The following is a 25,014-nucleotide window of genomic DNA, read 5'->3' as shown; positions in this document are numbered from 1 at the left end:
CTAGATTATCCGAAAAACTTTTGTGCCTTGGTAATTTTATAATTTTGTAGGTCTAGATTTTAGGAGACAAAAGCTTGATTTCATCTATTTTACTAGCAGCAGCTGCAAATGTTCCCGCAACACCTGCGTGGAATCCTACAGTAGGCATCATCATCAGCATCAGTAGCTTAGTAATGGTTTTACTAAGTACTAGGATCGAAAAACCCCTAGTTGGCCCCAAGTTCCCCATCCTGCCGATTAGTATTCCAACATTCGTTGGAGCGATGGCTTTTGGTCATATTGTTGGCATTGGCATCGTTTTAGGACTGACTAACATCGGTCGTCTATAACTTTGCATTTATCGCGGCGTTACCTGTAACGCCGCGATAAATACAAATTTAGATAAACAATTCCTAATTCCCAATTCTCAATTCCCAATTTCAGAGTTTTGCTCACAGACATTAATTGTTTATCCTAGAAATAAGAGCATTTCATAACTCAGCAGTATCGAATTAATGCTCAGAAATATACGTATAAGTATATACGCAAATATTGCAGTATAGAAACTACTGGCAATATCTAGTTTTAGGACAATGTAATGCAAACAAATTGGAAAATTGGTTCTTTATTTGGAATTCCTCTATTTTTAGACCCGTTATGGTTTGTGATTTTAGGGTTGACAACCCTAAACTTTGGGGTAGCTTACCAAGAATGGGGAACTGTTATAGCTTGGAGTGCTGGCATAGTTATGGCACTGCTGCTATTTAGTTCGGTATTGTTACATGAATTAGGTCACAGCTTGGTAGCCCGATCGCAAGGCATTAAGGTTAATTCAATTACTCTGTTTCTATTTGGCGGGATTGCTGCTATTGAAGAAGAATCTAAAACTCCTTTCAAAGCCTTTCAAGTAGCGATCGCAGGGCCATTGGTGAGCATCATACTATTTTTCCTGCTCCGCCTAGGAGTTACCGTAATTCCCGATACCAGTCCCCTCAGTGTTATGGTCGGAGATTTGGCGAGAATTAACTTGGTGGTGGGGCTATTTAACATGATTCCTGGCTTGCCTCTAGATGGAGGACAAGTATTAAAAGCAGCACTGTGGCAAGTAACAGGTAATCGTTTCCAAGCCGTACATTGGGCAGCAAAAGCTGGGCAAATTTTGGGTTATGGTGCGATCGCTTTAGGATTTGTTGTAGATTTCTTGACAAGAGAATTAGTACTTGGTTTGTGGATTGCGATGTTAGGTTGGTTTGCTGTCCGCAACGCCAGCAGTTATGACAACGTGACCACATTGCAAGAAAGCCTACTCAAAATAGTGGCTGCTGATGCCATGACTCGTGACTTTCGGGTTATCGATGCTGACCAGACACTGCGCTCCTTTGCCGATTTATACTTGTTGGAAACCAAACCCTCACAGGTCTATTTTGCTGCTTCTGATGGACGTTACCGGGGTCTAGTTTCCATTGACGATTTTCGTCTAACCCAAAGAAGTGAATGGGAAACCCAAACCTTACACAGCCTTGTGCATCCCCTGACAGAAATACCCACTGTTACGGAAGCAACAACCATAGCTGAGGTAATTAACAAGCTGGAAAATGAGCAGTTACCTCGAATTACCGTCCTTTCTCCGGCTGGTGCTGTAGCTGGTTTAATTGACCGGGGTGATATTGTGCGAACATTAGCACAAAAGTTAAATTTGCGGCTCACAGACACTGAAATTAAGCGGGTAAAAGAAGAAGGTAGTTATCCGCCTGGGTTGCAACTGGGAGCAATAGCGAAGTCGATTGCAAATTAACTGTCATACGCTTGTCATAGTTTTGCAATAGATTCGTCAAAAACTTGTGTGATATTGAATTTGGTATTTGGTTACAAAATGCTTTTTTTGGGTAAAAGGTAGGGTTTCCTACCTTTTTTATTTTTTAAACTTGAGTTTGACTTAAGAAAATGTCCCAAAACATTAGACATAAAGCTCTGAATAGGTTTGCTCTGCTTGCAGCCCAGAATCGAAGCGATCGCCAATTATCTAACTTCCCAGACTTTAATAGTACCCTTGCTACCAATACTGACAAGTGTTGTTCGATCAGAACTAAAGCCCAAAAAACTGATTTTTTCTTGACTGTGTGCATGTGCGTTCAGAATTATCACGAAAGCTTTGGGACACTACCACAGGAAAATATCTGAAAACCCTGTATGGACACATGAGCATCGTCATAGCCCTGGCTTTTAGTCCTGATGGACAATTTCTGGCCAGTGCTAGCGACGATCGCACTGTTAAACTCTGGGATCTGACAACAGCAGAATGTGTGCAAACTCTAGAAGAACATGACAAGTCTGTGTGAAGTGTCGCGTTTCATCCCACAGGAAAAACCCTAGCAACAGATGGTGAAGATCGTACAATCAAGTTATTGATGCAGCACTACAATACATGTTTTAACCTCCAAAATCAAAATGCATGATTTTTTGGGTATTCCTCTATTCAACTTGTTGCCTAAGCGATGGTGTTAGAATCATTAGTCCTCTAACAATTTCTTCAGGAGTAGCCGTACCATTGATTACCTTTGGTACAATTGCCATAACTTCCAGAGCCAGGTTTGTTGGAATTCCCTTTGCTTCTAACCGCTTCAATTCCAAAATATCAATACCTTTTGCCAATCCATCCAAATACTCTTCTACAGTCACTCCTAAGTTTTCAATCTCCAACATAAGTATAATTTCCTGTTTTTTTGTTCGATTCTTAGCTAGAGAAGCCTACCAGGTTGGAAAATTATTAAAACTTCCAGTTTAAAGTGAGTAAAATGTAAGTACATGATATACTACGTCTCTCACTCACCCTGGTTTTATGGCACTGCCAATTGTTGCAATTATCGGACGCCCAAATGTGGGCAAATCCACCCTGGTTAATCGACTCGCCGGGGAACAAACGGCGATTGTCCATGATGAACCGGGAGTGACACGCGATCGCACTTATCTACCAGCTTTCTGGAATGGCCGCGAATTTTTAGTCGTAGACACTGGTGGTTTAGTTTTTAATGATGATACCGAATTTTTACCACTAATTCGCCAGCAGGCAATGACAGCCCTTGCAGAAGCCTGTGCTGCTATTTTTGTCGTGGATGGTCAAACAGGCCCCACATCGGCAGACCAAGAAATCGCCGAATGGATGCGCCAACAACCTTTACCTGTGCTACTAGCTGTAAATAAATGTGAATCACCAGACCAAGGCTTAATGCAAGCTGCCGAATTTTGGGAATTGGGATTGGGCGAACCTTACCCCATCTCCGCAATTCATGGAAGTGGCACAGGAGAGTTACTCGATGAGTTAGTTAATCACATCCCTGCTATTGAGGACATCCCCGAAACTAATGAAATCAAAGTCGCAATTGTCGGCCGCCCGAATGTAGGCAAATCTAGCTTACTCAATTCTTTTGTCGGCGAAGAAAGGGCAATTGTTAGCCCAATTTCCGGCACAACCCGCGACGCTATTGATACCGTTATTGAACGAGACGGACAAACCTACCGCTTAATTGATACCGCCGGAATTCGCAAAAAGAAACATATAGAATACGGCACGGAATTCTTTAGTATTAACCGTGCTTTTAAAGCGATTCGTCGCGCTGATGTGGTTTTATTAGTAATAGATGCTGTAGATGGAGTCACTGAGCAAGACCAAAAATTAGCTGGGCGGATTATCGAAGAAGGTCGAGCTTGCATCATCGTCGTTAATAAGTGGGATGCTGTCGAAAAAGACTCCTACACGATCTACGACTACGAAAAAACTCTGCAATCACGGTTACATTTTACCGAATGGGCAGAAACAATTTTCGTAAGTGCCTTGTCAGGACAACGGGTAGAAAAAATTCTCGAATTGGTGAAAACGGCGGCTGAATCACACAAACGTCGTGTCAGCACATCAGTTATTAACGAAGTCTTAACAGACGCTGTTAGTTGGCATTCACCGCCAGCATCCCGTGGTGGTCGTCAGGGTAAAATTTATTATGGTACACAAGTAAGTAGCCAACCACCAACGATCGCACTATTCGTCAATGATTCCAAACGCTTCAACGACAACTACCGCCGCTACGTTGAACGGCAATTCCGGCAACAGCTAGGATTTAAAGGTACGCCCATTATTTTACTATGGCGCAGCAAAAAAGTCCGTGATGCCGAAATTGGTAACGTTAATAGAGCAACTCGCGTCAAAATGAGTTAGGAGATGCGATGAATCGCTTCTTTACAGGAGTTATGAGTTAAAGTCAAAACTCCTAACTCTCACTCCTAACTCCTAACTCTATCTAAAATGGATTTATTGCGATCGCTGCCACTTGGACTTTATTTAGAACAACCCCAAACTTGGCTGCATAAAATCGATCCGCGAGTCAAGTTCGCCTGGTTGATGAGCTTTTTAACAAGTTATGTTTTAGCTAACAACTTTTGGCGGGTGCTGCTGGTGATACTATTGATTGTTGCCACCTTGATTGCCCGGATTCCCCGGCGAGTATGGCAGCAACAAATGGGCTGGCTATTAATGCTATCGTTTTTTGTCTTAGCGATCGGAGCCATCAGCCCTGATGGAATGGGTGTAGATTATCAGCCACGTCTACCAGCGAATGAACAAATATTAACCCAGAAAGCAAACTCCAATAATATTGTTCCAGAGCAGGTAAGCGATCGCAAAAAATACAGCTATGTGCTATTTCATAAAGGCCCAGTAAAAGTAACTCGTCGCTCCTTAGATTTAGCAGTACGACTGAGTACACTAATATTTACTGTGATTTACAGCACCAACCTCTATCTGCTGACAACCGCACCAGAAGAAATCACATCTGGCATAGAAAGCCTCATGCAACCCCTGCGACGCTTCAAGTTACCTGTCACAGAAATTGCTTTAACTTTAACCTTATCCTTGCGCTTTATTCCTTTAGTTTTAGAAGAAGTGCAAAACTTATTTCGCTCCGTGATGACGAGAGCAATTAACTGGAAAAAGCTGGGATTAAAAGGAGGGTTCAAAGTGTGGATGACAGTCGCAGAAAGACTTTTAGAGAATCTGCTCTTACGAGCCGATCAAATGGCCAATGCAATGATGGTTCGGGGTTTTACCAGTCCCAATGAGCATAAAGTGCAGTGGCACGACTTACGATTCAAAGGGCGTGACTGGCTTGCTATTGCCACTTTAATTGTATTCTGGGGAATACGCATAGCTATAGGAACTGAAGTTTAATTTTGCACTAAGAAAATGGTATAGAGGTAATTGTCAGTAGTTGTAGTTATTTGTACTCACTGCTGAAAACTGTTAACTAACTATTGACAACGCTTAGAAACAGTATGATCAAGGCTTGGTATTGGCGATCGCTACCCTTAGAAAAACGCACAGGTTCGGAAGTTTTTGCTGCTCTTTTTTGCCCCACCTCTGCATCGGGAATTGCAACCCTACTAGAAAGTCCCTACCCAACGCCAATCGATCATCCCCAACTCAGCCGATATTCTATCTGTGCAGGCGCTCCTCGTCTAGTTGATGGCATCCCCCAGATGTGGACACCAGAAGTAGGAGAGGTTTTTCCCTTCCTAGAAAAGTTGTTACAGCAAGAAGTAGAGAGAGGTAAGGGGGATAAGGTAGTATTTTCGTCCCCTGCTTCCCCATCTCCTTCATCTCTACCTCTCCATCTCCCCTTTACAGGTGGTTGGTTAGGTTGGCTAGGCTACGATGTTGCATGGGAAATTGAACAGTTACCCCATCAAAAAATTGATCCCTTACCATTTCCTATAGCTTTTTGGTATGAGCCAGATTGTTTTGCCGTTTTGGATCACGCGCAACAAATTCTTTGGCTAGCCGCCAGTGATGCAAGTGGACTCGATCAGTTAGAGAAAAAATTGGAAAAAAGACAAAGCGATGAAGGAGATGGGGAGATAGCGAAAATAACCAATGCCCAATGCCCCATGCCCAATGCCCCATCTCCTCCTGTCTTTTTGACATTGCAGGCAGATTATGAAACAGCTGTAAACCAGGCGAAAAAATATATTCAAGCTGGAGATATCTTTCAAGCAAATCTTTCATTGCGATTTCAAGCATCTACATCGGCTTCTGGTTGGGAAATTTACCAAGCCTTACACAAAATCAATCCTTCCCCTTTTGCCAGTTATTGGCAAACGCCTTGGGGAGAAGTAATGAGTTGTTCGCCGGAACGATTGGTAATGGTGCAAAATCGGCAAGCTGAAACTAGACCGATCGCTGGAACGCGATCGCGCGGTGTCACACTAGAACAAGATATGCAACTGGCACAAGATTTACTCAGCAACACCAAAGAACGTGCAGAACATATCATGCTAGTGGATTTGGAACGCAATGATTTAGGGCGAGTTTGTGAATGGGGAACGGTTACTGTTGATGAATTACTGACCATTGAGCGATATAGTCATGTGATGCATCTTGTCAGCAACATCAAAGGTACTTTAAAAGGCGATCGCACAGCCATTGATTTGATTCGTGCCACGTTCCCAGGTGGTACAATCACAGGTTGTCCTAAAGTTCGTTGTATGGAAATTATTGAAGAACTAGAACCCATGCGGCGCAGCTTATTCTACGGTTCCTGTGGCTATTTAGATTGGCGTGGTCATTTAGATTTAAATATCTTAATCCGCACTCTGCTACTAGCTCCCGCGTCTGGTGAAGCACCAGAAGAACCCCCTGCTGGGTACTCACCACTTAACACCGTCTGGGGACAAGTTGGCGCGGGAATTGTCGCAGACAGCGATCCTGAGAAAGAATGGTATGAATCTCTGCACAAAGCCCAAGCACAATTGGCAGCCCTAAAAATGCTGAATAATCAATAGGGAATGGGGCATGGGGCATGGGGCATGGGGCATGGGGAAGAGAATGAAGTTCCTATTCCCTATTGCCTATGGATTTTAGATAAGCATTAAGTTTGGGTAGGAGTTCATCAAGAATTGGTTTAAATCTACTTACTTGTTCATTTGGCAATAATTGTCTGGCGTAGGCTAACCTCAACCAACTGATAGTTTCATACAAAGACCCTCTTGCAATCTTGACAAAACGTCGATTGTCTTGGTCGTTGTACCTACCTCTACCTTCTGCGATGTTCGCAAAAACGCTATCGGCAGACCGAACAATTTGCTTGCCCAGTGTATCTTTAGTGAAATTGTCCCATACTTTAACAATATGCCAAATTTCATTAGCCAGCTTTTCAGCAAGTTGATAAACTTCTAAATTCTCAAAATCAGGTCTTCTCACAAAAGTCTATTGATCGTTTATTGATCAATAGTTCCCAATGCCCAATTCCCAATTCCCAATACCAATTTTGTGCCATTTAGCCACAGTTGTGGCAGTATGGAAAGAAGTTGGAAAGTTCGCTGTTGCCGTTGGGAACTTCAAAGGGTGTTTTCCCTTGCTACGCCGAACTTTTAACAAGAGGATCGGGACTGTCTACTACCTTGTCCCTACACATTGGTAAATTGAAGTCACCAAAGCAGATGTTGATGTCTATCAACCAGCCTCTACTCTCTAAATCTACACTTTCCGGCTTCTGTTGTACCATTTCGCTTCACTACCACTAGCTTCATCTGCCAATTAGAAACTAGATCGAGGTCTTCGTAACCGCAGTTTTGCATTTTAAGCAAATATTCTGACGAATGTTGGTATTATCGTCTGAATGTTTGGAATTCACTGCGAAAAGATATATATACTCCCACCTTGACTCTTAAATGAATCCAGAATACGCAGAAACTTACATAAACCATCCAACTTGGGGTTTGCTTTACAAAATCTGTATGGTTGACGAAAACCAGGATTTGTTCACCACACTTTATGCCCAGCGCCTGTTTTTTTTGGTCGCAAATGACGTTAAAGGTGTTAAATTCCAGCCCATAGGACGGACTGAGGCGAGAATGATGTTGGAAAATCGCTTACGTACCCTGCGGCGCAGTGGACATTCTCAGGAGTACGATCAGCTTCAGAGTGTTTTCCAACGCACCTTCCAATGAGTAGTTCAATTTCTGAACGTATTGTTTCCATTCGTTCCTCCCTGCCTACTTCAGTCAAATTGATTGCTGTGAGCAAACAAGTTCCTGCCGAGGCCATTCGGTCTGCATACTCCGCAGGAATTCGTGATTTTGCGGAGAGTCGTATCCAAGAAGCTGCCAGCAAACAAGCCGAGTTGCAAGACTTACCGGATATTACCTGGCACTTTATTGGACATTTACAAAGCAATAAAGCCAAAAAAGCCCTCGAACACTTCCCTTGGATTCACTCCGTGGATAATTTGAAGCTGGCACAGCGCTTAGATCAATTAGCCCAACAGCTAGGAGTGAGTCCCCAAGTTTGCCTGCAAGTGAAAATTCTCCCCGATGCCAACAAGTCTGGTTGGAGTGTGTCAGAACTTTTGGCTGATTTACCCACACTAGATCAATACAAAAGTTTACAAATTCAAGGTTTGATGACAATTCCGCCTTCAGGATTAAATGATTCGGAAATTTTGAATGTGTTTAATCTCAATCGTGAGCTAGCAAAGAAAATCCAGGAGCAAAACTGCTCACAAATTAAAATGCAGCAACTATCTATGGGTATGTCAGGCGACTACGAACTAGCAGTGCAAGCAGGCGCAACAATGGTACGATTAGGAACAATATTGTTTGGCGATCGCTCTTAGCCTTTGAACGTGAGCCTTGCAAGACAGTATTAATAGAGATCGGGATTTGATGACAAGAATTTTGTAACAGACTGGTGCAATTAGAAACAAAGGATATAGTATTGACAAGAGCAATCGCCAAGGGAAAATGGGGTAAAAAGAACTTTCCTTCGGACAAACCTTAGGATATAATCTTGACTCATTATTATGTTTAGGCGATGCACAGACCTTTCCAATAAGTGTCAGTTCATCGCCAAAACCCGTAGTATGGGCTACAAATAGCAATACACTTGCTGAAGTATCCACCGATGTAGCGATCGCTCCTAGCTCAATAAATACCTAAGCCAAGTCAAACAGGCTATTCGCACCAGGAGAGTACACAGACAATGAACAACATCTTTTCCAAACTCAGAGACTTTGTGGGTCTAAATGAGCAAGTGGAATACGAATATTACGAAGAAGAACCAGAAACAGATAATAATAATTACCAAAATCTGTATCAGCAAGAAAATCCTCAACCCCCAGCGCCACAAGAGAGCGCAACCGCTCAAAATCGACGCTGGCGGGAACCAGTGCCTACAATGGGAGATGATATCGCAGCAGGTTCAAAGCCAATGGGGAATGTGATTGGTATGCCAGGAGCAATTAACGGAATTTCGGAAGTTTTAGTCCTCGAACCACGCACTTTTGAAGAAATGCCCCAGGCAATTCAAGCGTTGCGAGAACGGAAGTCAGTTGTATTAAATCTGACAATCATGGATCCAGATCAAGCTCAACGAGCAGTAGATTTTGTTGCAGGTGGTACTTACGCACTAGATGGACATCAAGAGCGTATTGGTGAGAGCATCTTCTTGTTTACACCAAGCTGTGTCCAAGTTAGTACCCAAGGTGGCGTTCTTCATGAAGTACCCCAACCGCCAGCACGCCCCGCTCGTCCTACAGGTTCTCCTAATCAAACCTGGGGCAACGAAACTAACCGGATGGCACAATAAAGTTAAATTAGTTGTTAGTCATTTGTCCTTTGTCATTTGTTCTTTGTGCTTTGTCTAAAACTAATGATCAATAACTCATGACTAATGACTAATGACCAATGACAAATAATTAATGACTATAAAATTTGGGTTAATTGGTGGTGGGGTAATGGGAGAAGCGCTCTTATCCCGCCTTATTGCGCGTCGAATTTATCAATCATCAGAAGTTATAGTTAGCGAACCGCTACCTTCTCGCCTAGATTTTTTGAAACAGCAATACGATGTTGCTGTGACAACAGATAATAGTGAGGTTTTCGCCCAAGCCAAAGAAGTAGTGTTTTTGGCAGTGAAACCGCAGGTATTCAGTGCGATCGCTCAAGAATTAGCAGATATTGATATTATTAATAGAAAACAATCACCCCTGATTATTTCCATCTTAGCGGGTGTGCCTTTAAGTCAGCTAGAAGCTGCATTTGTGCAATTGCCAGTTATCAGAGCAATGCCGAACACCCCAGCCACTGTGGGAGCAGGAATTACCGCCATTTGTTCAGGTGCATATACCAATGCCAAGCATCATCAAATAGCACAGCAAGTTTTTTCAGCTGTGGGCGAAGTTGTGGAAGTCTCAGAAGGGCTGATGGATGCAGTCACAGGGCTATCTGGTAGTGGGCCAGCTTACGTTGCACTGTTAGTAGAATCACTTGCTGATGGTGGAGTATCCGCAGGTTTACCTAGAGCAATTGCTAATCAATTAGCATTGCAAACCGTACTAGGAACAGCGAAACTGTTGTATGAAACAAAAATGCATCCAGCAGAACTCAAAGATAGCGTTACCAGTCCCGGTGGTACAACCATTGCAGGAATTGCCAAACTAGAACAGGCAGGATTTCGTTCAGCTTTAATTGAAGCAGTGAAAGCTGCCACAGAGCGATCGCAAGAACTGGGAAAATAATCAAGAAAGAGTCATTAGTCATTAGTCCTTTGTGAAAAAATAATAACCAATGACCAATGACAAATGACAAATTACGAAGTTGACAAAAGACTCGTTAGTATAGTAAACAATCTGGTTGCAAATGTGATTGAGTGAATTATCCTGCGCCGTCTCCAGAACTTGACTTAGGGGCTATATTTCCCTTTGATCTGGATCAGTTTCAAAAAGATGCGATCGCGTCCCTAAACGCCGGACGCTCCGTAGTCGTGTGTGCGCCTACAGGTTCGGGCAAAACATTAGTTGGGGAATACGCCATTTATCGCGCCCTGGCGAGAGGAAAACGTGTATTTTACACAACTCCCCTAAAGGCGCTGTCGAATCAAAAATTACGTGACTTTCGAGAAAAATTCGGGTTTGATCAAGTCGGACTGTTGACTGGAGATGCTTCCATTCACAGGGATGCACCGATTTTGGTGATGACCACAGAAATTTTCCGAAATATGCTCTATGGCACACCTATCGGGCAAGTCGGCATCTCATTAGTAGACGTGGAAGCGGTGATCCTTGATGAGTGCCACTACATGAACGATCGCCAGCGCGGTACAGTTTGGGAAGAATCCATCATCTATTGTCCCCGTGAAGTGCAACTGGCAGCCCTCTCAGCAACGGTTGCCAACAGCGATCAACTCACCGATTGGCTAAATCGCGTTCACGGCCCAACTGACCTGATTTACTCCGATTTTCGCCCAGTTCCCTTAGAATTTCACTTTTGCAATCCCAAAGGGTTATTTCCCCTGCTGAATGATAGCAAAACTAAAATTAACCCCCGCCTTATTCAGAAGAAGAAGGCCAGAGGGGGAGAAAGGGAAAAAGGGAGAAATGGTAGACCGGAAGCTCCTGGGATAATTTATACCTTGAGCCAGCTAGAGCAACGGGATATGCTACCAGCGATTTACTTTATCTTCAGCCGTCGAGGATGTGATAAAGCAGTGGCAGAAGTGGGTGATTTATGGCTGGTAAATAATGAAGAATCCCAGATTTTGCGGCAACAAATTGATGACTTTTTAGCCCGCAATCCCGAAGCCGGACGTTCTGGACAAATTGCACCCCTATACCGGGGAATTGCTGCCCACCACGCCGGGATTCTGCCTGCATGGAAAGCACTGGTAGAAGAACTATTTCAGCAAGGGCTGATTAAAGTAGTATTCGCCACTGAGACGCTGGCCGCGGGAATTAATATGCCCGCCCGGACAACGGTAATTTCTACCCTTTCCAAGCGGACTGACACCGGACACCGCCTGTTGAATGCTTCCGAATTCTTGCAAATGGCGGGACGGGCAGGCCGCCGGGGGATGGATAAACAAGGTCATGTGGTGACAGTCCAAACACCCTTTGAAGGAGCCAAAGAAGCGGCGTATTTGGGAACATCCAAGCCAGACCCCCTTGTAAGCCAGTTTACGCCCAGTTATGGCATGGTACTCAACTTGCTGCAAACCCACACCCTAGACCAAACCAGGGAACTGATAGAACGCAGTTTTGGGCAGTACATGGCCACCTTGCATCTAAGGCCAGAATACGATGAGATTGCCGAACTGGAAAAACAATTAGCTCAACTACACGAGCAAATCGCCGCAGTTGATGAAAATGAACTGGCTATTTATGAAAAATTGCGGCAACGTCTGAAAGTCGAACGCCAGATATTGAAAACCCTGCAAGAGCAAGCACAGGAAGATAGAAAAGAAGAATTAGGGATGATGTTAGACTTTGCAGTGTCAGGAACTCTGTTGAGTCTCAAAGGTAAAAACATCACAGTGTCTTCACCAATAACCGCAGTGTTAGTAGGAAAATCGCCTGGTTCTGGTCAAGCTCCCTACTTGGTATGCTTGGGGCATGATAATCGCTGGTATGTGGCAACCACAGGGGATGTAGTCGATTTATATGCCGAATTGCCGCGCATTGAGGTGTCACCCGATTTACTACCACCGCCAGAGATGCCCTTGAAACCCGGACAGTCACGCCGTGGTAACGAAGAAAGCTTTGCGATCGCAGTGCGTATTCCCAATCCGATAGAATCTTTGCATCTGGCACCAGAAGTAGCAGAACAACTCAGCCGCACTGCTGCCGTCCAAGAGCAATTAGAAGCTCATCCCCTACATCAATCAGGCAATGCTGCCACCCTTTTCAAGCGTCGCGCCAAATATGTCGAACTAGAAGCCGAACTTGAACAGCTGCAAGGGCAAGTAGAGCAACATTCACAACGTCATTGGGAAGAATTTCTCAACTTAATCTTAATTCTGCAACACTTTGGCGCTTTAGATAACTTAGTACCCACAGTGTTAGGGCGAATTGCTGCTGCCATTCGGGGTGAGAATGAATTGTGGTTGGGTTTAGTGTTCGCTAGTGGTGAATTGGACAATTTAGATCCCCACCATTTAGCCGCCGCCGCCGCCGGTTTGGTGATGGAAACACCCCGTCCAGATAGCAAGGTTAACTTTGAGCTTAGTAATGAAGTAGGAGAAGCCTTAGCAAAATTGCGGGGAATTCGTCGGCAAATGTTCCAACTACAACGGCGGTATAACGTAGCGCTGCCTATATGGTTGGAATTTGAGTTAATTGCCATAGTCGAACAATGGGCGCTAGGAATGGAGTGGACAGAACTCTGCGAAAACACCACCTTAGATGAAGGGGATGTGGTGAGAATTCTCCGCCGGACGTTGGATTTATTATCACAAATACCCCACGTTCCCCATTTGCCAGACTCTTTCCAGCGTAATGCACATCGGGCGATGCAGTTGATTGATAGATTCCCTGTAAATGAGGTGGTTGAATAAACAGGGTACTCTTACGCACAGAGAGTATTGATAATTCCTGTGCGTCTTTTTCTCTCACGACTTACACAAAAATAGACATTGTAGGGGCAATTCATGAGTTGCACCTACAAACTGTCCCAAGAATCAATTTAAATTTAATAGTAGTGGTACTTAGTTGAAAATGCTTTTTTGGTTACGTATATGTTCTATACGTGATTAATCATGTGTCTTTAACAGAAGTTATAGTCCCTGATAACCGTTTTCAATCTTAGTACACCAAGTTTCCAGTACCCTGCAACTGACGCAAAGAATTTATACATAGTGGGCAGTCGCATTTAAATAACTTAATTGCAGCATCGCTTTCTGCTTCAGTAAAGTTCAACATGGCAACATTCTGATCTGATACTGATGTGACAATGGTCGAGGAACGTGCAGATGAAGTATAGGGTATCTTTCTCTCTGAATCTCGAATGCACACAAAATCTGTTCCACCATGTGGGTTAGTGATACAGGTACGACCGTCTTGTGTGTGCATCAATCGCTGTGTAATACTACCACTAGCATGTGCAGGATGAAATGCCACCAGTGTAGACATCATCGACACAAAGATTGAGGAAGTGGAAAGCAAATTCAGAAGAATCTTCTTGTTCATAGATTTCCTTGAGAAAATTGTCTACTAGTTTAGGGTATTCGATTCACTTTCAAACTTCAAGTGAATTTTCCCTAAGAATAGCTAGCTAGCTTGACACTTATTACTCAAGAAAGTTCCATACCTAACCAGTTTGAGCATAAATTATTTGCTACAGCAGAATTCAGCAGTCAAACTAGGCTTAAAGTCTGGCTTTAATATCTAAATTGTGTATTTCAGCAAATTTAAATCTGCTGTCAGCAAGTGGCTGTAAATAATTAAAGGTTAGTGTTAAGGGCTGGAGCAACTTAACAATAAGCAATTTAACTAATTTTATATTACGTAATCTAGTTTGATTTATTATTGCCTACTTATACCAATTCTGTATGAATATGCGCCAAACTATATAAAGAACGAACCGCAAAGGGCGCATTCGCGTAGCGTCTCGTCAGAGAAGAATGCAAATAAAGAAGGCAAGAGAATTTGGCGCAACCTCACAAAGAAATGGTATTACTTGTATTTATAAGATAGTGAATGTTTGCTTGATGTAAGTATAAGAGCTTAATTAAATTAAGCTCGTATTCAACACCTATAGCCCGTTAAAATCTGATGCACACAGATAAATCGCTCATAATGAGCAAAATTCGTGCCTTAAATTTTTCTATCGATTGAGAATAATTATCGCTATCTTTACAAGATTTAAGCTCTAATTTAAATCAGAAGATAGCATAAATATTTAATAACAAATCTGATATAGATTCTCATTCTTAAATGCTCGACTTGTAAAAAGTTCTTTTTTTTATTACATTTATAAAAAGGCTCAGATATCAAGTAATTTACTAGCCTAAACACAAAATATGAAGCCAAAACTACATTCAGAATCTTCAGTTTGTTGCAACGATGAACACGACCATCACGAGAATCATAACCACAATCATAATCATGATAATCATAACCATGACCATGACCACAATCACGATGGAGAATTCAATCTGAAAAATGAAATATTACCTCTGGTAGCGATTTTAAGTTTATATGCACCTGGTGTAATTTTTGAAAATCAATTACATAATACGTTCTACTCGATAGGTGAATATCTACTTTTCATCCCTGCCTATTTTTTAAGTGGATGGAGTGTTTTAAAAACTGCTGGGCGTAATATACTCAAAGGTAGAGTATTTGATGAAACATTTTTGATGACAGTAGCGACACTAGGAGCGATCGCAATTCATAAATTGCCCGAAGCTGTCGGAGTCATGCTATTTTATAAAATTGGCGAATTATTCCAGGATATTGCCGTTAGTCGTTCTCGTAATTCTATTAAAGCTTTATTAGAAGTGCGCCCAGATTATGCAAATATCCAAATTGAGGGAGAACTAAAAAAAGTCCCACCAGAGACAGTAAATATTGGAGATATCATCGTCGTCAAACCGGGAGAAAAAATTCCCTTAGATGGTGAGATTATAGATGGAAATTCACAAGTTGATACATCTGCGTTAACTGGAGAATCTGTACCGCGAACGGTGAGGCTGGGTGAGACAGTTTTGGCTGGAATGATCAATAAAATGGGTGTTCTTACCATTAGAGTCAAAAAACTATTTGATGATTCTTCCATTGCCAAAATTTTAGACTTGGTGCAAAATGCCAAAAGTAAAAAAGCCGAAACAGAAAAATTTATTACTAAATTTGCCCGATATTACACGCCAATAGTAGTTTTTACATCTCTAGCAGTTGCAATATTACCGCCTTTATTCATTTCTGGTGCAACTTCCTCAGAATGGGTTTATCGCGCTCTAATTTTGCTAGTTATCTCCTGTCCCTGTGGACTAGTTATCAGTATTCCGTTAGGTTACTTTGGAGGTGTAGGAGGTGCAGCTAAACGTGGTATTTTAGTTAAAGGGTCTACTTTTTTAGATACTCTAAACGAAGTTAATACAGTTGTGTTTGATAAAACTGGAACCTTAACTCAAGGCGTATTTAAAGTAGCAAAAATAGTACCACAAAATGGCTACGATGAATCAGAATTGTTGCAATTAGCTGCCAAAGTAGAATCGCACTCAAATCATCCCATCGCTCAATCTATCCTTAAGGCTTATGGTGGAAAGATTGATGATTCTGAGGTGAGAGATTATGAAGAGATTGCAGGTTATGGAATTAGAGCCAAGGTTGATAATCTGGTAGTAATAGCAGGTAGCGATCGCTTACTCCACAGAGAGAATATTGCTCATGATAATTGCCAGTTAGAGGGAACAGTGATTCATCTAGCAGTGGATGATATTTACGCTGGGTATATTATCATTGCTGATGAACTCAAAGAAGATGCAAGAGGCGCTATTCAAGCACTCAAGCGAATGGGTGTAGAGAGAACAGTAATGTTGACAGGAGATAATCAAGCGATCGCATCCCGGATTGCTGAACAGCTAGGCATAGATGCTTACGAAGCCGAGTTATTACCTGAAGAAAAAGTCAATGCCATTGAGAAGTTACTTAGCACCGCCGGCAAGCATGGTAAAGTTGCTTTTGTGGGGGATGGCATTAATGATGCGCCAGTGATTGCTAGAGCAGATGTTGGTATGGCAATGGGCGGCTTAGGCTCAGATGCAGCGATCGAAACTGCCGATATTGTGATCATGACAGATGCCCCGTCAAAAGTAGCAGAAGCAATCCAAATTGCCAGAAAAACCCGCAAAATTGTTTGGCAAAATATTGGTTTTGCATTAGCAATTAAAGGTGTATTTATTGTATTGGGTATTTTGGGCATAGCGACAATGTGGGAAGCTGTATTTGCTGATGTCGGAGTAGCATTGCTGGCAATTTTAAATGCAACTAGAGCGATGAAATAAAATTTTTGGGAAATCGGGAATCTGTAATTGGGAAATTGTAGAAGTTAAAACTGAAAAGCAATAATTGAATATATTGAACACTCCCAAATCGGATTCTCGCTGAGGTACACTGTGAACCCATCTATTAAAGGAATCGTTACGGCTGCGTTAGCTTTACTACTAAATTATTCAGCAAATCCAGCCTTTGCACTTCCTCAGAAAATAAATAATCCAATTACTGTTGCTAAATCGCAACCCTTAAAAGACACCTTAATCGTTCCTGGGGAAAGAGTTGGGCCGATAACACGCACAACCACCAAGCAAGATTTAGTCAAGCTGTTTGGTGCATCTAATCTCGTTGATAAAACCATTTCTGGCCCTGAAGGAATGGGTAATTTTGCAGCTACGCAGGTAAATCTAAATCAGGGGCGATGTCTAACGACAAGCTGCTCCGCATCTACGCTGCTAGTAGTTTGGAGTGATAATACTCGTACTAAACCTCTAGATGTGCGTAACCTGGGTTCAGCTTGGAAAACCCGCGAAGGTATCGGTGTTGGAACTTCCTTAAGCGAGTTACGCAAGAAGTTAGGTAACTTTAAACTCTATGGATTAGCATGGGACTATGGCGGTACTATTTTGTTGGATAGTAGCAAATTATCCCGCTATCAGGGTAAAGTCATCTTGCGAGTAGATGCTGCTCTTAATGCTTCCGAAAAGTTCGCCAATGATTATCAAGCAGTTTCTGGGGATAGTACTTTTTCTTCTAGCAATCCTCACTGGAAACCTCTGGGAATCAGGCTAGCAGAAATAATCGTCGTTCTTAACCCATCGGACTGATTTTGAAAAATTTCGGTGGATATATAGCAAAGTGCTGTACGCAAATAGCGGGGCGTTTAGCCCGTGTTGAGTACAAACCCAGTTGCTTCAAGGCTTTGAAAAATCAACACTGTCCTAACCTATGTGACTATGGCTATAGTAATGGAAGTGAGCAATAATCCACAATTAAGTTTGCCGCCTGAAATTGTTGAGCAGGGAACGTAATTAACACTCTCCGGCGTGAACGCACGGAGATTCTTTAATCTAAGACATGACTTGCTCAATCAGGCTTTCGCCACGCCGCTCTACGTAGGCAATTTTGACGTATCTTTAAGCCAGGTTAGAAACTAAAGGATAATATTTTTCTAAGCTGCTAGTAGTTGCTGAAGGGGGTGTAGAAAAAACATCCTTATTAAATAGTTCGTAACAGCAGTATTACAGGGATTATAAAGGTATATTTGACTAGAATTAAAGTATTATAGCGATTATTATTTGGATACCATAAGCGGTAGGGATGTACAAAAGTGCGCATCTAGGAAGGATATGTCAGTTTAGCTATAAGTTAATATCTACCGTTTTACGGGTATTAGAAAAATGAGGTTTCAAGACTGGGCGACTAGGGTGCTACTAATCTCGCTGATGTTCATGGCTCTAATTGTAGTGCTGCTAATTGGACGAGCGACAAAATTACATAATAATCCGACAACATCCCGTATATCCAATCCACAGGTTACAGCCTGGAGTCAATATCCCCAGGCGCAATTCCAATCAGCGAAAGAACCAGAGAAGAAATCTCAACGTGTTCTCAAGTCCCTAGTCAAGACTAACCAGCCTGTAGCAAGATATGTAACTACTCAAGTTTTTGCACAGTATAAACCAAATTATCAAGTTGCTTCGGTTGACCCAAGTAACTATGGAGAACGGTACACCCAAGATGTTAACGGCTTGTCTCTCAACAATCAACCGATTATCGTTCTCCATGAAACTGGTTATTCTGCTTCCAGCGCCATTAATTTCTTTCAAGTAGCCCATAAAGATGAAAGTGTGCAAGCAAGTTACCACGCTTTAGTGAAGCTAGATGGGGTGGTGGTTTATCTAGTACCACCAGACAAGCGGGCTTTTGGTGCGGCTAACTCAGTATTTGATGGTTCTGAAGGAGTGGAAACTGTGCAGACTAATCCGAATTTGCCCGCGTCTGTGAATAATTTTGCTTATCATGTTTCTTTGGAAACACCACCAGATAGTTATGACAGTAGCAGCCAACAAACCCATAGCGGCTATACGGAAGCTCAATATCATTCTCTAGCTTGGTTAATTGCTCAAAGTCAAGTCCCAGATTATCGGATTACTACCCATCATCTCGTAGACCGTTCTGGTAAAAAAGTTGACCCAATAAATTTTGATGGTAAGAAATTTTTGAGCTTACTTAATAAGTATCGTCAGGTCAGACCTATTTATAGAGTGAGTAAATAATTTAATTTTGACAAACCTCTCCCTGCCTTGAACTAAAGTTCAAGTCTGTCCCTCTCCGAGTCGGAGAGGGAAAGGTTTTGCGTAGTAAAACCAGGGAGAGGTCTTTTTAATCAAGCTATTTGCTAAAGCTATAAATTTGCTGCTTTTCTAGGCGATCGCTAATTGATGAAGGCAATGTACCATGCGAGAATGTCTGTCGATCTAGTTGCACCTGTAAGTTACTCAAGGGATCGCAACCAGAAGAAATCAGAAATTCTAGTTTTTGGATGTATGGCAAGGTTGCGAGGTTATCCAAAATTTGGAAGATAGCGTGGATGTAAGGATGACCACTTTGTTGATACCAATCAGGGCTAGCAACTTTTGCTTGATCGAAACCCAAGTGTACTGTTAAAGATGGCTCGTCAAATATAGCGATCGCTAACGGACGCGCTTCTTCCTGCAACAATAGATCGTTACTTCTCGCTAAATGTCGCAGTTTCTCTAAACGTTCATAACGTTCCGTCACAGCTTCCGGGTCATCTTGCCAATGGATTGCTACTGTCACCAGATAAGTTTGTAACAGCATGTGACCCAGCTTTTTGGCTTTTGTCGCCAGGTAATAAGAATTGTAGTCATTTGCCTCAATTAACAATGGCACGCGATCGACTACTTCCAATCCATAACCTTTAACTCCAGCAATTTTACGGGGGTTATTAGTAATCAAACGAATCTTTTTGATGCCCAAATCCATCAGCATTTGTGCGCCCATTCCGTAGTCTCGCAAGTCAGCCGGAAATCCCAAACGCTCATTTGCTTCTACTGTATCTAGCCCCATATCCTGCAATGAATAGGCTTTCAGCTTGTTAATCAAGCCGATTCCTCTTCCTTCTTGACGCAGGTATACAACTACACCTTGACCAGCCGCCTCAATCATTTTCAGTGCGGCTTGTAACTGCATCCGACAGTCGCAGCGCAAAGATCCCAAAGCATCACCAGTTAAGCATTCTGAGTGCATCCGCACCATTACTGGCTCATCTTTGAAGTTAGCTGGATCTCCCTTGACAATTGCAACGTGTTCTGTATTGTCTAAGGTATGGCGGTAGGCGTAAATTTCAAACTGGCCGAATTGACTAGGCAGTTTGGTAATCACCTCACGATACACGAGGCGATCGTGTTTTAAGCGATAGCTGATTAAATCCGCAATACTAATTATTTTTAAATTGTGACGTTTGGCATATTCAACTAACTGCTGCAACCGCGCCATTGAACCATCAGGGTTTTGAATTTCACAAATTACCCCGGCTGGATATAGCCCTGCTAATCGAGATAAGTCTACAGCCGCTTCTGTATGTCCTGCGCGTTTGAGTACGCCTCCACCTTTCGCCCGAATGGGGAAAATATGACCAGGACGACGTAAATCGGTAGGTTTTGTAGCTGGATTGAGAGTAACCTGGATAGTGCGGGCGCGGTCTTCGGCTGAGATGCCAGTGCTGACACCCAATTCTGGCCCAGCATCAATGCTAACAGTGAAGGCAGTTTGGTTAGTATCTGTAATGTTGCTTACCATCAAAGGTAAGTCTAGCTCGTCTAAGCGATCGCCTGTCATTGCCAAACAAATCAGCCCTCTAGCTTCCACCGCCATGAAATTAATCGTGTCGGGTGTGGCAAATTGGGCAGCACAAATCAAGTCGCCTTCATTTTCTCTATTTTCATCATCTACCACTACAATTACACGACCAGCTTTTAGGTCTGCTAAAGCGGCATCAATCGAATCAAATTTAAAAGCTTGGGTAGTATTAGGCTGTGACACAGATAGATTTCCAGCTACCAACGTAAATTTTTTTTACAATTTCTTATTTTAGATTGTAGCTTCTTTATAAGGCACAGAAGTAGACTAGCAATGATTTGATAACGTGGCAAAAATTTCTGCCATTAAAATCAGGGTTCGGTAATAGATTACAGCGACAGTCACAGGAGACAAATAGAATATAGTGCTTCTGGGTTGAGTTTAATTAAGACCTAACCCCCAGCCCCAACCCTTGTAGCGTTGGGGAGTAAGATTTTAAGTCTGTCTCCTGTTATGAAAAAGGTCAGAGTATATTTCATACAAATGGGATGCGCTATATTTTATAATTTCCCCGCGACCTCTTCCTTTCCGTCGGAAAAAAGTAGAGGGGTTTTAAGTGTTTTGTACGCTGTGAGTCTAGTCGCTGATATTGTTGATAGCTGAGAACGAATTAATCATTCATGGGATAAGGATTTGAGATCATGGGCAAATTAAGACGCGTACCCGTTGGGATTGTTGGCGCGTCGGGCTATGGCGGAGTACAGTTAGTACGGCTACTGATGGATCATCCAGAAGTAGAACTGGTTTATTTAGGCGGTGAGAGTAGTATCGGGAAACCCTTCGGGGATTTGTACCCGCATCTGGCTCATGCAACTAATCTACCAATAGAAGCGGTAGAACCAGAAATAATTGCTCATCGCTGTGAAGTAGTTTTTCTGTCTTTACCAAATGGTCTGGCTTGCCAAATCGCTCCCAAACTTTTGGAAAAAGAATGTAAAGTACTAGATTTAAGTGCAGACTATCGGTTCCGTGATTTGACAACTTATACAAATTGGTATGGCACTGAAAGAAGCGATCGCACCATTGCAGCTACAGCAGTTTATGGATTACCAGAACTTTACCGCGATCGCATTGCCGAAGCTCAACTCATTGGCTGTCCTGGTTCCTATCCTACTGCTAGTCTCCTTGCACTTTCGCCACTCTTAAAGCAAGGCTTAATTTTACCAGAAACAGCTATTATCGATGCTAAAGCTGGCACATCTAGCGGTGGACGGCAACCTCAAACCAACTTATTGTTAGCTGAAGCAGATAATTCCATTGCAGCTTTCAATATCGGCCGTCACCGCCACACCCCAGAAATTGAGCAGATTTGCAGTGACTTAGCCGGTCACGAACTCATGATTCAATTTACACCGCACCTTGTACCAATGGTACGCGGGATTTTGGCAACGGTATATGCCACACTGAGCGATCCCGGTCTAGTGCGAGAAGACTTAACCACAATTTTCTCAGCCTTCTACCGCAACTCTCCTTGGGTAAAAGTCTGCGGTAGCGGCATTTACCCCCAAACCAAGTGGGCTACTGGCAGCAATATTTGTTACATCGGTGTAGAAGTTGACCCGCGCACAGGTCGAGTGATTGTCATGTCAGCAATTGACAATCTAATCAAAGGGCAGGCGGGTCAAGCGATTCAATGTCTAAACCTAATGATGGGCTGGGATGAAACCTTGGGGTTGCCCAAGTTGGGGTTTTATCCTTAATTGGGAATTGAGAATTGGGAATTGGGTATTCTCCTTGTCCCCAATCCCCAATCCCCAGTCCCCAGTCCCCAGTCCCCAGTCCCCAATCCCCAGTCTTTACTTCGGCCCTAAACCGATAGCACCAGCATAAACGGCGCGATCGCCTAATTCATCTTCAATTCGCAGCAAGCGATTGTATTTTGCTACCCGTTCGCTGCGACAGAGGGAACCTGTTTTGATTTGACCGGCACGGGTTGCTACAGCTAAATCAGCGATCGTTGTGTCTTCTGTTTCACCAGAACGATGGCTAATTACTGAACGAATACTGTTGCGAGTTGCCAAATCAATCGTTTCCAAGGTTTCGGTGAGAGAACCAATTTGATTGAGTTTAATCAAAATCGCATTAGCAGCTTTTTCCTGGATGCCTCTTTGTAAACGAGTAACGTTGGTCACAAATAAGTCATCCCCTACCAATTGCACCCGCGAACCTAATTTCTGGGTGAGCAATTGCCAACTTTGCCAATCTTCTTCGTGCAAACCATCCTCAATTGACACAATTGGATATTGGTCAACAAGTTGTCCTAAATAATCAATAAACTCAGCCGGAGCGTGAGGTTTACCATCGTAAACATACTGACCATTCTTGTAAAATTCGCTAGCTGCCACATCTAAAGCCAAAGCTACTTCTTCCCCTGGCTTATAACCAGCTTTCTTAATGGCAGCAACCAGCAATTCTAAAGCCACCTGATTAGATTCTAGGTTAGGGGCAAAACCGCCTTCATCGCCCACACCAGTAAGCAAACCCTTCTCATCTAATACTTGGCTGAGGGTAGCAAACACTTCTGCACCCCAACGCAACGCTTCCCGAAAGGAAGTTGCGCCAATTGGGACAATCATAAACTCTTGGAAATCCACGTTGTTTGATGCGTGTGCGCCACCGTTAATCACGTTCATCAACGGCACTGGGAGCAAATTCGCTAAAGGGCCACCCAAATAGCGATAGAGGGGAATATCTAGAGATTCAGCACCTGCTTTAGCAGCTGCTAAGGAAACCCCCAAAATCGCATTCGCCCCCAAACTGGATTTGTTCGGAGAACCATCTATGGCGATCATTGTCCGGTCTAGCAGTTCTTGGTTGAGGGCATCCAAGCCTAATAATTTTGGTGCAAGTGCTTCTTTGACGTTTTGTACTGCCTTGAGTACGCCTTTGCCCCCATAACGGCTTTTATCGCCATCACGCAGTTCGTGAGCCTCAAAACTGCCCGTAGAAGCACCACTGGGAACCTGCGCTAGTCCGACAACACCATTGGCTAAATGCACTTCAGCTTCAATTGTCGGTCTACCGCGTGAATCAAGAATTTCACGGGCTGCGATCGCTTCAATTGCAGTATCTAGAAATTTACTCATCTGTTCTTTATCCTTTATTCGAGTGTGTTAGGCATCCAGTCCAGTTGCCTAACCCAATCGCTAGCTTATGCTGTTAAGAGACTTTATTGGCTGAGATTAAAGAAGATTTCCATTGTATGGATAGAGATCAACGCCAAAAACGGGTAAAGGAATGTTTATTTAATTTTTTCCCTGATGGCATTTCTATCTTCAGACTTTCAGCTAGGTAAAATGTTGGCAGAGAATAACACTAAATCAATTACAGAGAAAAGGTCAATATGCGATTACTACATACAATGCTGCGGGTGGGCAACCTTGAAGAATCCTTAAAGTTCTACTGTGAACTTCTGGGAATGAAATTACTCCGCCGAAAAGATTATCCAGGGGGAGAATTTACCCTAGCTTTTGTGGGCTACGGTGATGAAAGCGACAACGCGCTGATCGAGCTAACCTACAACTGGGGCGTGGAAAAGTACGAATTGGGTAATGCTTACGGTCACATTGCCCTTGGGGTTGATGATATTTACGCTACGTGTGAGCAAATCCGCAATCAAGGCGGTAAAGTTGTGCGTGAAGCTGGGCCGATGAAACATGGTTCGACAGTAATTGCTTTTGTGGAAGATCCAGACGGGTATAAAATTGAACTTATCCAATTAGGATCTCAAGGGTAAGCAGCCAAACAAGAATCACTTGAGCAACTTGTGAGTCAGTAATTCTTATAAGGGATTTCCAAAAAAATAAATTATCACTAAGGTGGAATTTCACTTATCTTAAGCTGGATTTAGATCCCCGACTTCTTGAAGAAGTTGGGGATCTCGGCAGCAAATTTTGCTTAAGAGCGAGACTTTTAGGTTTTTACCTCACCTTTTTAGGCGGGTTAGGGAATCTGCTCTGCGTAAATCCTATTAGTATCACCAACACTAAAAGCGACACCGAATAGCCCGTCGTAGACATCGCTCCAATACTACCATCTAGCAAAGTCCACTCAGAATAGTATTTTCGTTTTAAATTAGGAAATAGGTAATGGATCAAACGGCGTTGCTGATTAGATGTATGAATCTTGGTGTAGAGGCGCGAAAGCGTGTAGCGTTTGCGATAGCGTCTCGTAGAGAAGCCCAGTGTAATTTCGCGTCTCTACAAAGGTTTTGAAATCACGTAAAATCATTTTCATACCTGAATTCAGCAACGGCGATTAAATTATCACCAATTACCAATCCTAAATTGCCACCGAAGATACACGCGGATATAGGCTGAGAATGTTTGGATAATTATCT

At 42.8% G+C, this 25,014-nt stretch carries 22 protein-coding genes; 16 read left to right on the top strand and 6 right to left on the bottom strand.

What is annotated here, in order from left to right:
- The first annotated feature begins 74 nt into the window (after positions 1-74).
- The 3 genes from psaK (at position 75) to V7K38_RS19000 (ending at position 2,318) form a co-directional block, all read left to right on the top strand.
- Entirely contained in the window at positions 75-329 is a 255-nt protein-coding gene (gene psaK / locus V7K38_RS19010) for a photosystem I reaction center subunit PsaK (RefSeq protein WP_334859952.1), read from the top strand.
- Between the two features lie 248 nt (positions 330-577).
- Positions 578-1,774, top strand: a complete 1,197-nt coding sequence (locus V7K38_RS19005) for a site-2 protease family protein (RefSeq protein WP_334859951.1) — start codon at positions 578-580, stop codon at positions 1,772-1,774.
- Between the two features lie 325 nt (positions 1,775-2,099).
- Positions 2,100-2,318: a WD40 repeat domain-containing protein gene (locus V7K38_RS19000; RefSeq protein WP_334859950.1), complete on the top strand. Its 219-nt coding sequence runs from the start codon at positions 2,100-2,102 to the stop codon at positions 2,316-2,318.
- A 133-nt stretch (positions 2,319-2,451) separates the two neighbouring features.
- Here V7K38_RS19000 and V7K38_RS18995 read toward each other — a convergent pair whose 3' ends face one another.
- Complete coding sequence (locus V7K38_RS18995; RefSeq protein ID WP_334859949.1) at positions 2,452-2,682, bottom strand: hypothetical protein; 231 nt, start codon at positions 2,680-2,682, stop codon at positions 2,452-2,454.
- Positions 2,683-2,818: 136 nt separating this feature from the next.
- Here V7K38_RS18995 and der point away from each other — a divergent pair, with 136 nt between their 5' ends.
- The 3 genes from der (at position 2,819) to V7K38_RS18980 (ending at position 6,807) form a co-directional block, all read left to right on the top strand.
- A complete protein-coding gene (der, locus tag V7K38_RS18990; RefSeq protein ID WP_334859948.1) occupies positions 2,819-4,189 on the top strand; it encodes a ribosome biogenesis GTPase Der in 1,371 nt (456 codons plus the stop codon).
- Between the two features lie 87 nt (positions 4,190-4,276).
- Positions 4,277-5,197, top strand: a complete 921-nt coding sequence (locus V7K38_RS18985) for an energy-coupling factor transporter transmembrane component T family protein (protein ID WP_334859947.1) — start codon at positions 4,277-4,279, stop codon at positions 5,195-5,197.
- 104 nt (positions 5,198-5,301) lie between these two features.
- Positions 5,302-6,807, top strand: a complete 1,506-nt coding sequence (locus V7K38_RS18980) for an anthranilate synthase component I (protein WP_334859946.1) — start codon at positions 5,302-5,304, stop codon at positions 6,805-6,807.
- A 52-nt stretch (positions 6,808-6,859) separates the two neighbouring features.
- On the opposite strand, the gene V7K38_RS18975 is transcribed toward V7K38_RS18980, so the two are convergent.
- Both V7K38_RS18975 and V7K38_RS18970 read right to left on the bottom strand, forming a co-directional pair.
- Positions 6,860-7,225 (bottom strand): four helix bundle protein, encoded by a 366-nt coding sequence (locus V7K38_RS18975; protein ID WP_334859945.1) that lies wholly within the window; start codon positions 7,223-7,225, stop codon positions 6,860-6,862.
- 157 nt (positions 7,226-7,382) lie between these two features.
- Complete coding sequence (locus V7K38_RS18970) at positions 7,383-7,529, bottom strand: hypothetical protein (RefSeq protein ID WP_334859944.1); 147 nt, start codon at positions 7,527-7,529, stop codon at positions 7,383-7,385.
- Between the two features lie 166 nt (positions 7,530-7,695).
- Between V7K38_RS18970 and pipX the strand changes: the two genes are divergently transcribed.
- The 5 genes from pipX to V7K38_RS18945 all read left to right on the top strand — a co-directional run bounded on the left by pipX (position 7,696) and on the right by V7K38_RS18945 (position 13,351).
- A complete protein-coding gene (pipX, locus tag V7K38_RS18965; RefSeq protein ID WP_094332438.1) occupies positions 7,696-7,974 on the top strand; it encodes a transcriptional coactivator PipX in 279 nt (92 codons plus the stop codon).
- Positions 7,971-8,639: a YggS family pyridoxal phosphate-dependent enzyme gene (locus V7K38_RS18960; RefSeq protein ID WP_334859943.1), complete on the top strand. Its 669-nt coding sequence runs from the start codon at positions 7,971-7,973 to the stop codon at positions 8,637-8,639. The genes pipX and V7K38_RS18960 overlap by 4 nt, the downstream gene beginning before the upstream one ends.
- Before the next feature lie 365 nt (positions 8,640-9,004).
- Positions 9,005-9,610 carry a cell division protein SepF gene (locus V7K38_RS18955; protein ID WP_334859942.1) on the top strand — a complete coding sequence of 202 codons (606 nt, stop codon included), beginning with the start codon at positions 9,005-9,007 and terminating at the stop codon, positions 9,608-9,610.
- 112 nt (positions 9,611-9,722) lie between these two features.
- Positions 9,723-10,541 (top strand): pyrroline-5-carboxylate reductase, encoded by an 819-nt coding sequence (gene proC, locus V7K38_RS18950; protein WP_334859941.1) that lies wholly within the window; start codon positions 9,723-9,725, stop codon positions 10,539-10,541.
- Between the two features lie 131 nt (positions 10,542-10,672).
- Positions 10,673-13,351 (top strand): DEAD/DEAH box helicase, encoded by a 2,679-nt coding sequence (locus V7K38_RS18945; protein WP_334859940.1) that lies wholly within the window; start codon positions 10,673-10,675, stop codon positions 13,349-13,351.
- A gap of 247 nt (positions 13,352-13,598) precedes the next feature.
- Here the strand turns inward: V7K38_RS18945 and V7K38_RS18940 are convergent, their stop codons facing one another.
- Positions 13,599-13,982 carry a hypothetical protein gene (locus V7K38_RS18940; RefSeq protein WP_334859938.1) on the bottom strand — a complete coding sequence of 128 codons (384 nt, stop codon included), beginning with the start codon at positions 13,980-13,982 and terminating at the stop codon, positions 13,599-13,601.
- Between the two features lie 833 nt (positions 13,983-14,815).
- On the opposite strand from V7K38_RS18940, the gene V7K38_RS18935 reads away from it, so the two are divergent.
- From V7K38_RS18935 to V7K38_RS18925, 3 genes are all read left to right on the top strand, one after another.
- Positions 14,816-16,801 (top strand): heavy metal translocating P-type ATPase, encoded by a 1,986-nt coding sequence (locus tag V7K38_RS18935; RefSeq protein ID WP_334859937.1) that lies wholly within the window; start codon positions 14,816-14,818, stop codon positions 16,799-16,801.
- A gap of 111 nt (positions 16,802-16,912) precedes the next feature.
- On the top strand, positions 16,913-17,617 hold the full coding sequence (locus V7K38_RS18930; RefSeq protein WP_334859936.1) for a hypothetical protein: 705 nt from the start codon (positions 16,913-16,915) through the stop codon (positions 17,615-17,617).
- A 573-nt stretch (positions 17,618-18,190) separates the two neighbouring features.
- Positions 18,191-19,069 carry an N-acetylmuramoyl-L-alanine amidase gene (locus tag V7K38_RS18925; protein ID WP_334859935.1) on the top strand — a complete coding sequence of 293 codons (879 nt, stop codon included), beginning with the start codon at positions 18,191-18,193 and terminating at the stop codon, positions 19,067-19,069.
- Positions 19,070-19,184: 115 nt separating this feature from the next.
- On the opposite strand, the gene ribBA is transcribed toward V7K38_RS18925, so the two are convergent.
- Positions 19,185-20,858, bottom strand: coding sequence for a bifunctional 3,4-dihydroxy-2-butanone-4-phosphate synthase/GTP cyclohydrolase II (gene ribBA, locus V7K38_RS18920; RefSeq protein WP_334859934.1), 1,674 nt, complete (start codon positions 20,856-20,858; stop codon positions 19,185-19,187).
- A gap of 458 nt (positions 20,859-21,316) precedes the next feature.
- Here ribBA and argC point away from each other — a divergent pair, with 458 nt between their 5' ends.
- A complete protein-coding gene (argC, locus tag V7K38_RS18915; protein WP_334859933.1) occupies positions 21,317-22,375 on the top strand; it encodes an N-acetyl-gamma-glutamyl-phosphate reductase in 1,059 nt (352 codons plus the stop codon).
- A gap of 96 nt (positions 22,376-22,471) precedes the next feature.
- Here argC and eno read toward each other — a convergent pair whose 3' ends face one another.
- Complete coding sequence (gene eno / locus V7K38_RS18910) at positions 22,472-23,761, bottom strand: phosphopyruvate hydratase (protein ID WP_094333599.1); 1,290 nt, start codon at positions 23,759-23,761, stop codon at positions 22,472-22,474.
- Between the two features lie 257 nt (positions 23,762-24,018).
- Here eno and gloA point away from each other — a divergent pair, with 257 nt between their 5' ends.
- Positions 24,019-24,411, top strand: a complete 393-nt coding sequence (gloA, locus tag V7K38_RS18905) for a lactoylglutathione lyase (protein WP_334859932.1) — start codon at positions 24,019-24,021, stop codon at positions 24,409-24,411.
- The last annotated feature ends 603 nt before the right edge of the window (positions 24,412-25,014 follow it).

The organism is Nostoc sp., from assembly GCF_036917465.1.
In the GTDB taxonomy this organism is placed as follows: domain Bacteria; phylum Cyanobacteriota; class Cyanobacteriia; order Cyanobacteriales; family Nostocaceae; genus Nostoc.
Note: the sequence above shows the minus strand (reverse complement) of the source record. Positions and strands in the feature narration are given on the sequence as shown.

Coding starts and splice junctions, on each gene's coding strand:
- proC (WP_334859941.1), top strand. CDS start 9,723: ATGACTATAAAATTTGGGTTAATTGGTGGTGGGGTAATGGGAGAAGCG.
- V7K38_RS18935 (WP_334859937.1), top strand. CDS start 14,816: ATGAAGCCAAAACTACATTCAGAATCTTCAGTTTGTTGCAACGATGAA.
- V7K38_RS18925 (WP_334859935.1), top strand. CDS start 18,191: ATGAGGTTTCAAGACTGGGCGACTAGGGTGCTACTAATCTCGCTGATG.
- gloA (WP_334859932.1), top strand. CDS start 24,019: ATGCGATTACTACATACAATGCTGCGGGTGGGCAACCTTGAAGAATCC.
- eno (WP_094333599.1), bottom strand. CDS start 23,761: ATGAGTAAATTTCTAGATACTGCAATTGAAGCGATCGCAGCCCGTGAA.
- der (WP_334859948.1), top strand. CDS start 2,819: ATGGCACTGCCAATTGTTGCAATTATCGGACGCCCAAATGTGGGCAAA.
- V7K38_RS19005 (WP_334859951.1), top strand. CDS start 578: ATGCAAACAAATTGGAAAATTGGTTCTTTATTTGGAATTCCTCTATTT.
- argC (WP_334859933.1), top strand. CDS start 21,317: ATGGGCAAATTAAGACGCGTACCCGTTGGGATTGTTGGCGCGTCGGGC.
- V7K38_RS18980 (WP_334859946.1), top strand. CDS start 5,302: ATGATCAAGGCTTGGTATTGGCGATCGCTACCCTTAGAAAAACGCACA.
- V7K38_RS18960 (WP_334859943.1), top strand. CDS start 7,971: ATGAGTAGTTCAATTTCTGAACGTATTGTTTCCATTCGTTCCTCCCTG.
- V7K38_RS18995 (WP_334859949.1), bottom strand. CDS start 2,682: ATGTTGGAGATTGAAAACTTAGGAGTGACTGTAGAAGAGTATTTGGAT.
- V7K38_RS18970 (WP_334859944.1), bottom strand. CDS start 7,529: ATGGTACAACAGAAGCCGGAAAGTGTAGATTTAGAGAGTAGAGGCTGG.
- pipX (WP_094332438.1), top strand. CDS start 7,696: ATGAATCCAGAATACGCAGAAACTTACATAAACCATCCAACTTGGGGT.
- V7K38_RS18985 (WP_334859947.1), top strand. CDS start 4,277: ATGGATTTATTGCGATCGCTGCCACTTGGACTTTATTTAGAACAACCC.
- V7K38_RS18940 (WP_334859938.1), bottom strand. CDS start 13,982: ATGAACAAGAAGATTCTTCTGAATTTGCTTTCCACTTCCTCAATCTTT.
- V7K38_RS18955 (WP_334859942.1), top strand. CDS start 9,005: ATGAACAACATCTTTTCCAAACTCAGAGACTTTGTGGGTCTAAATGAG.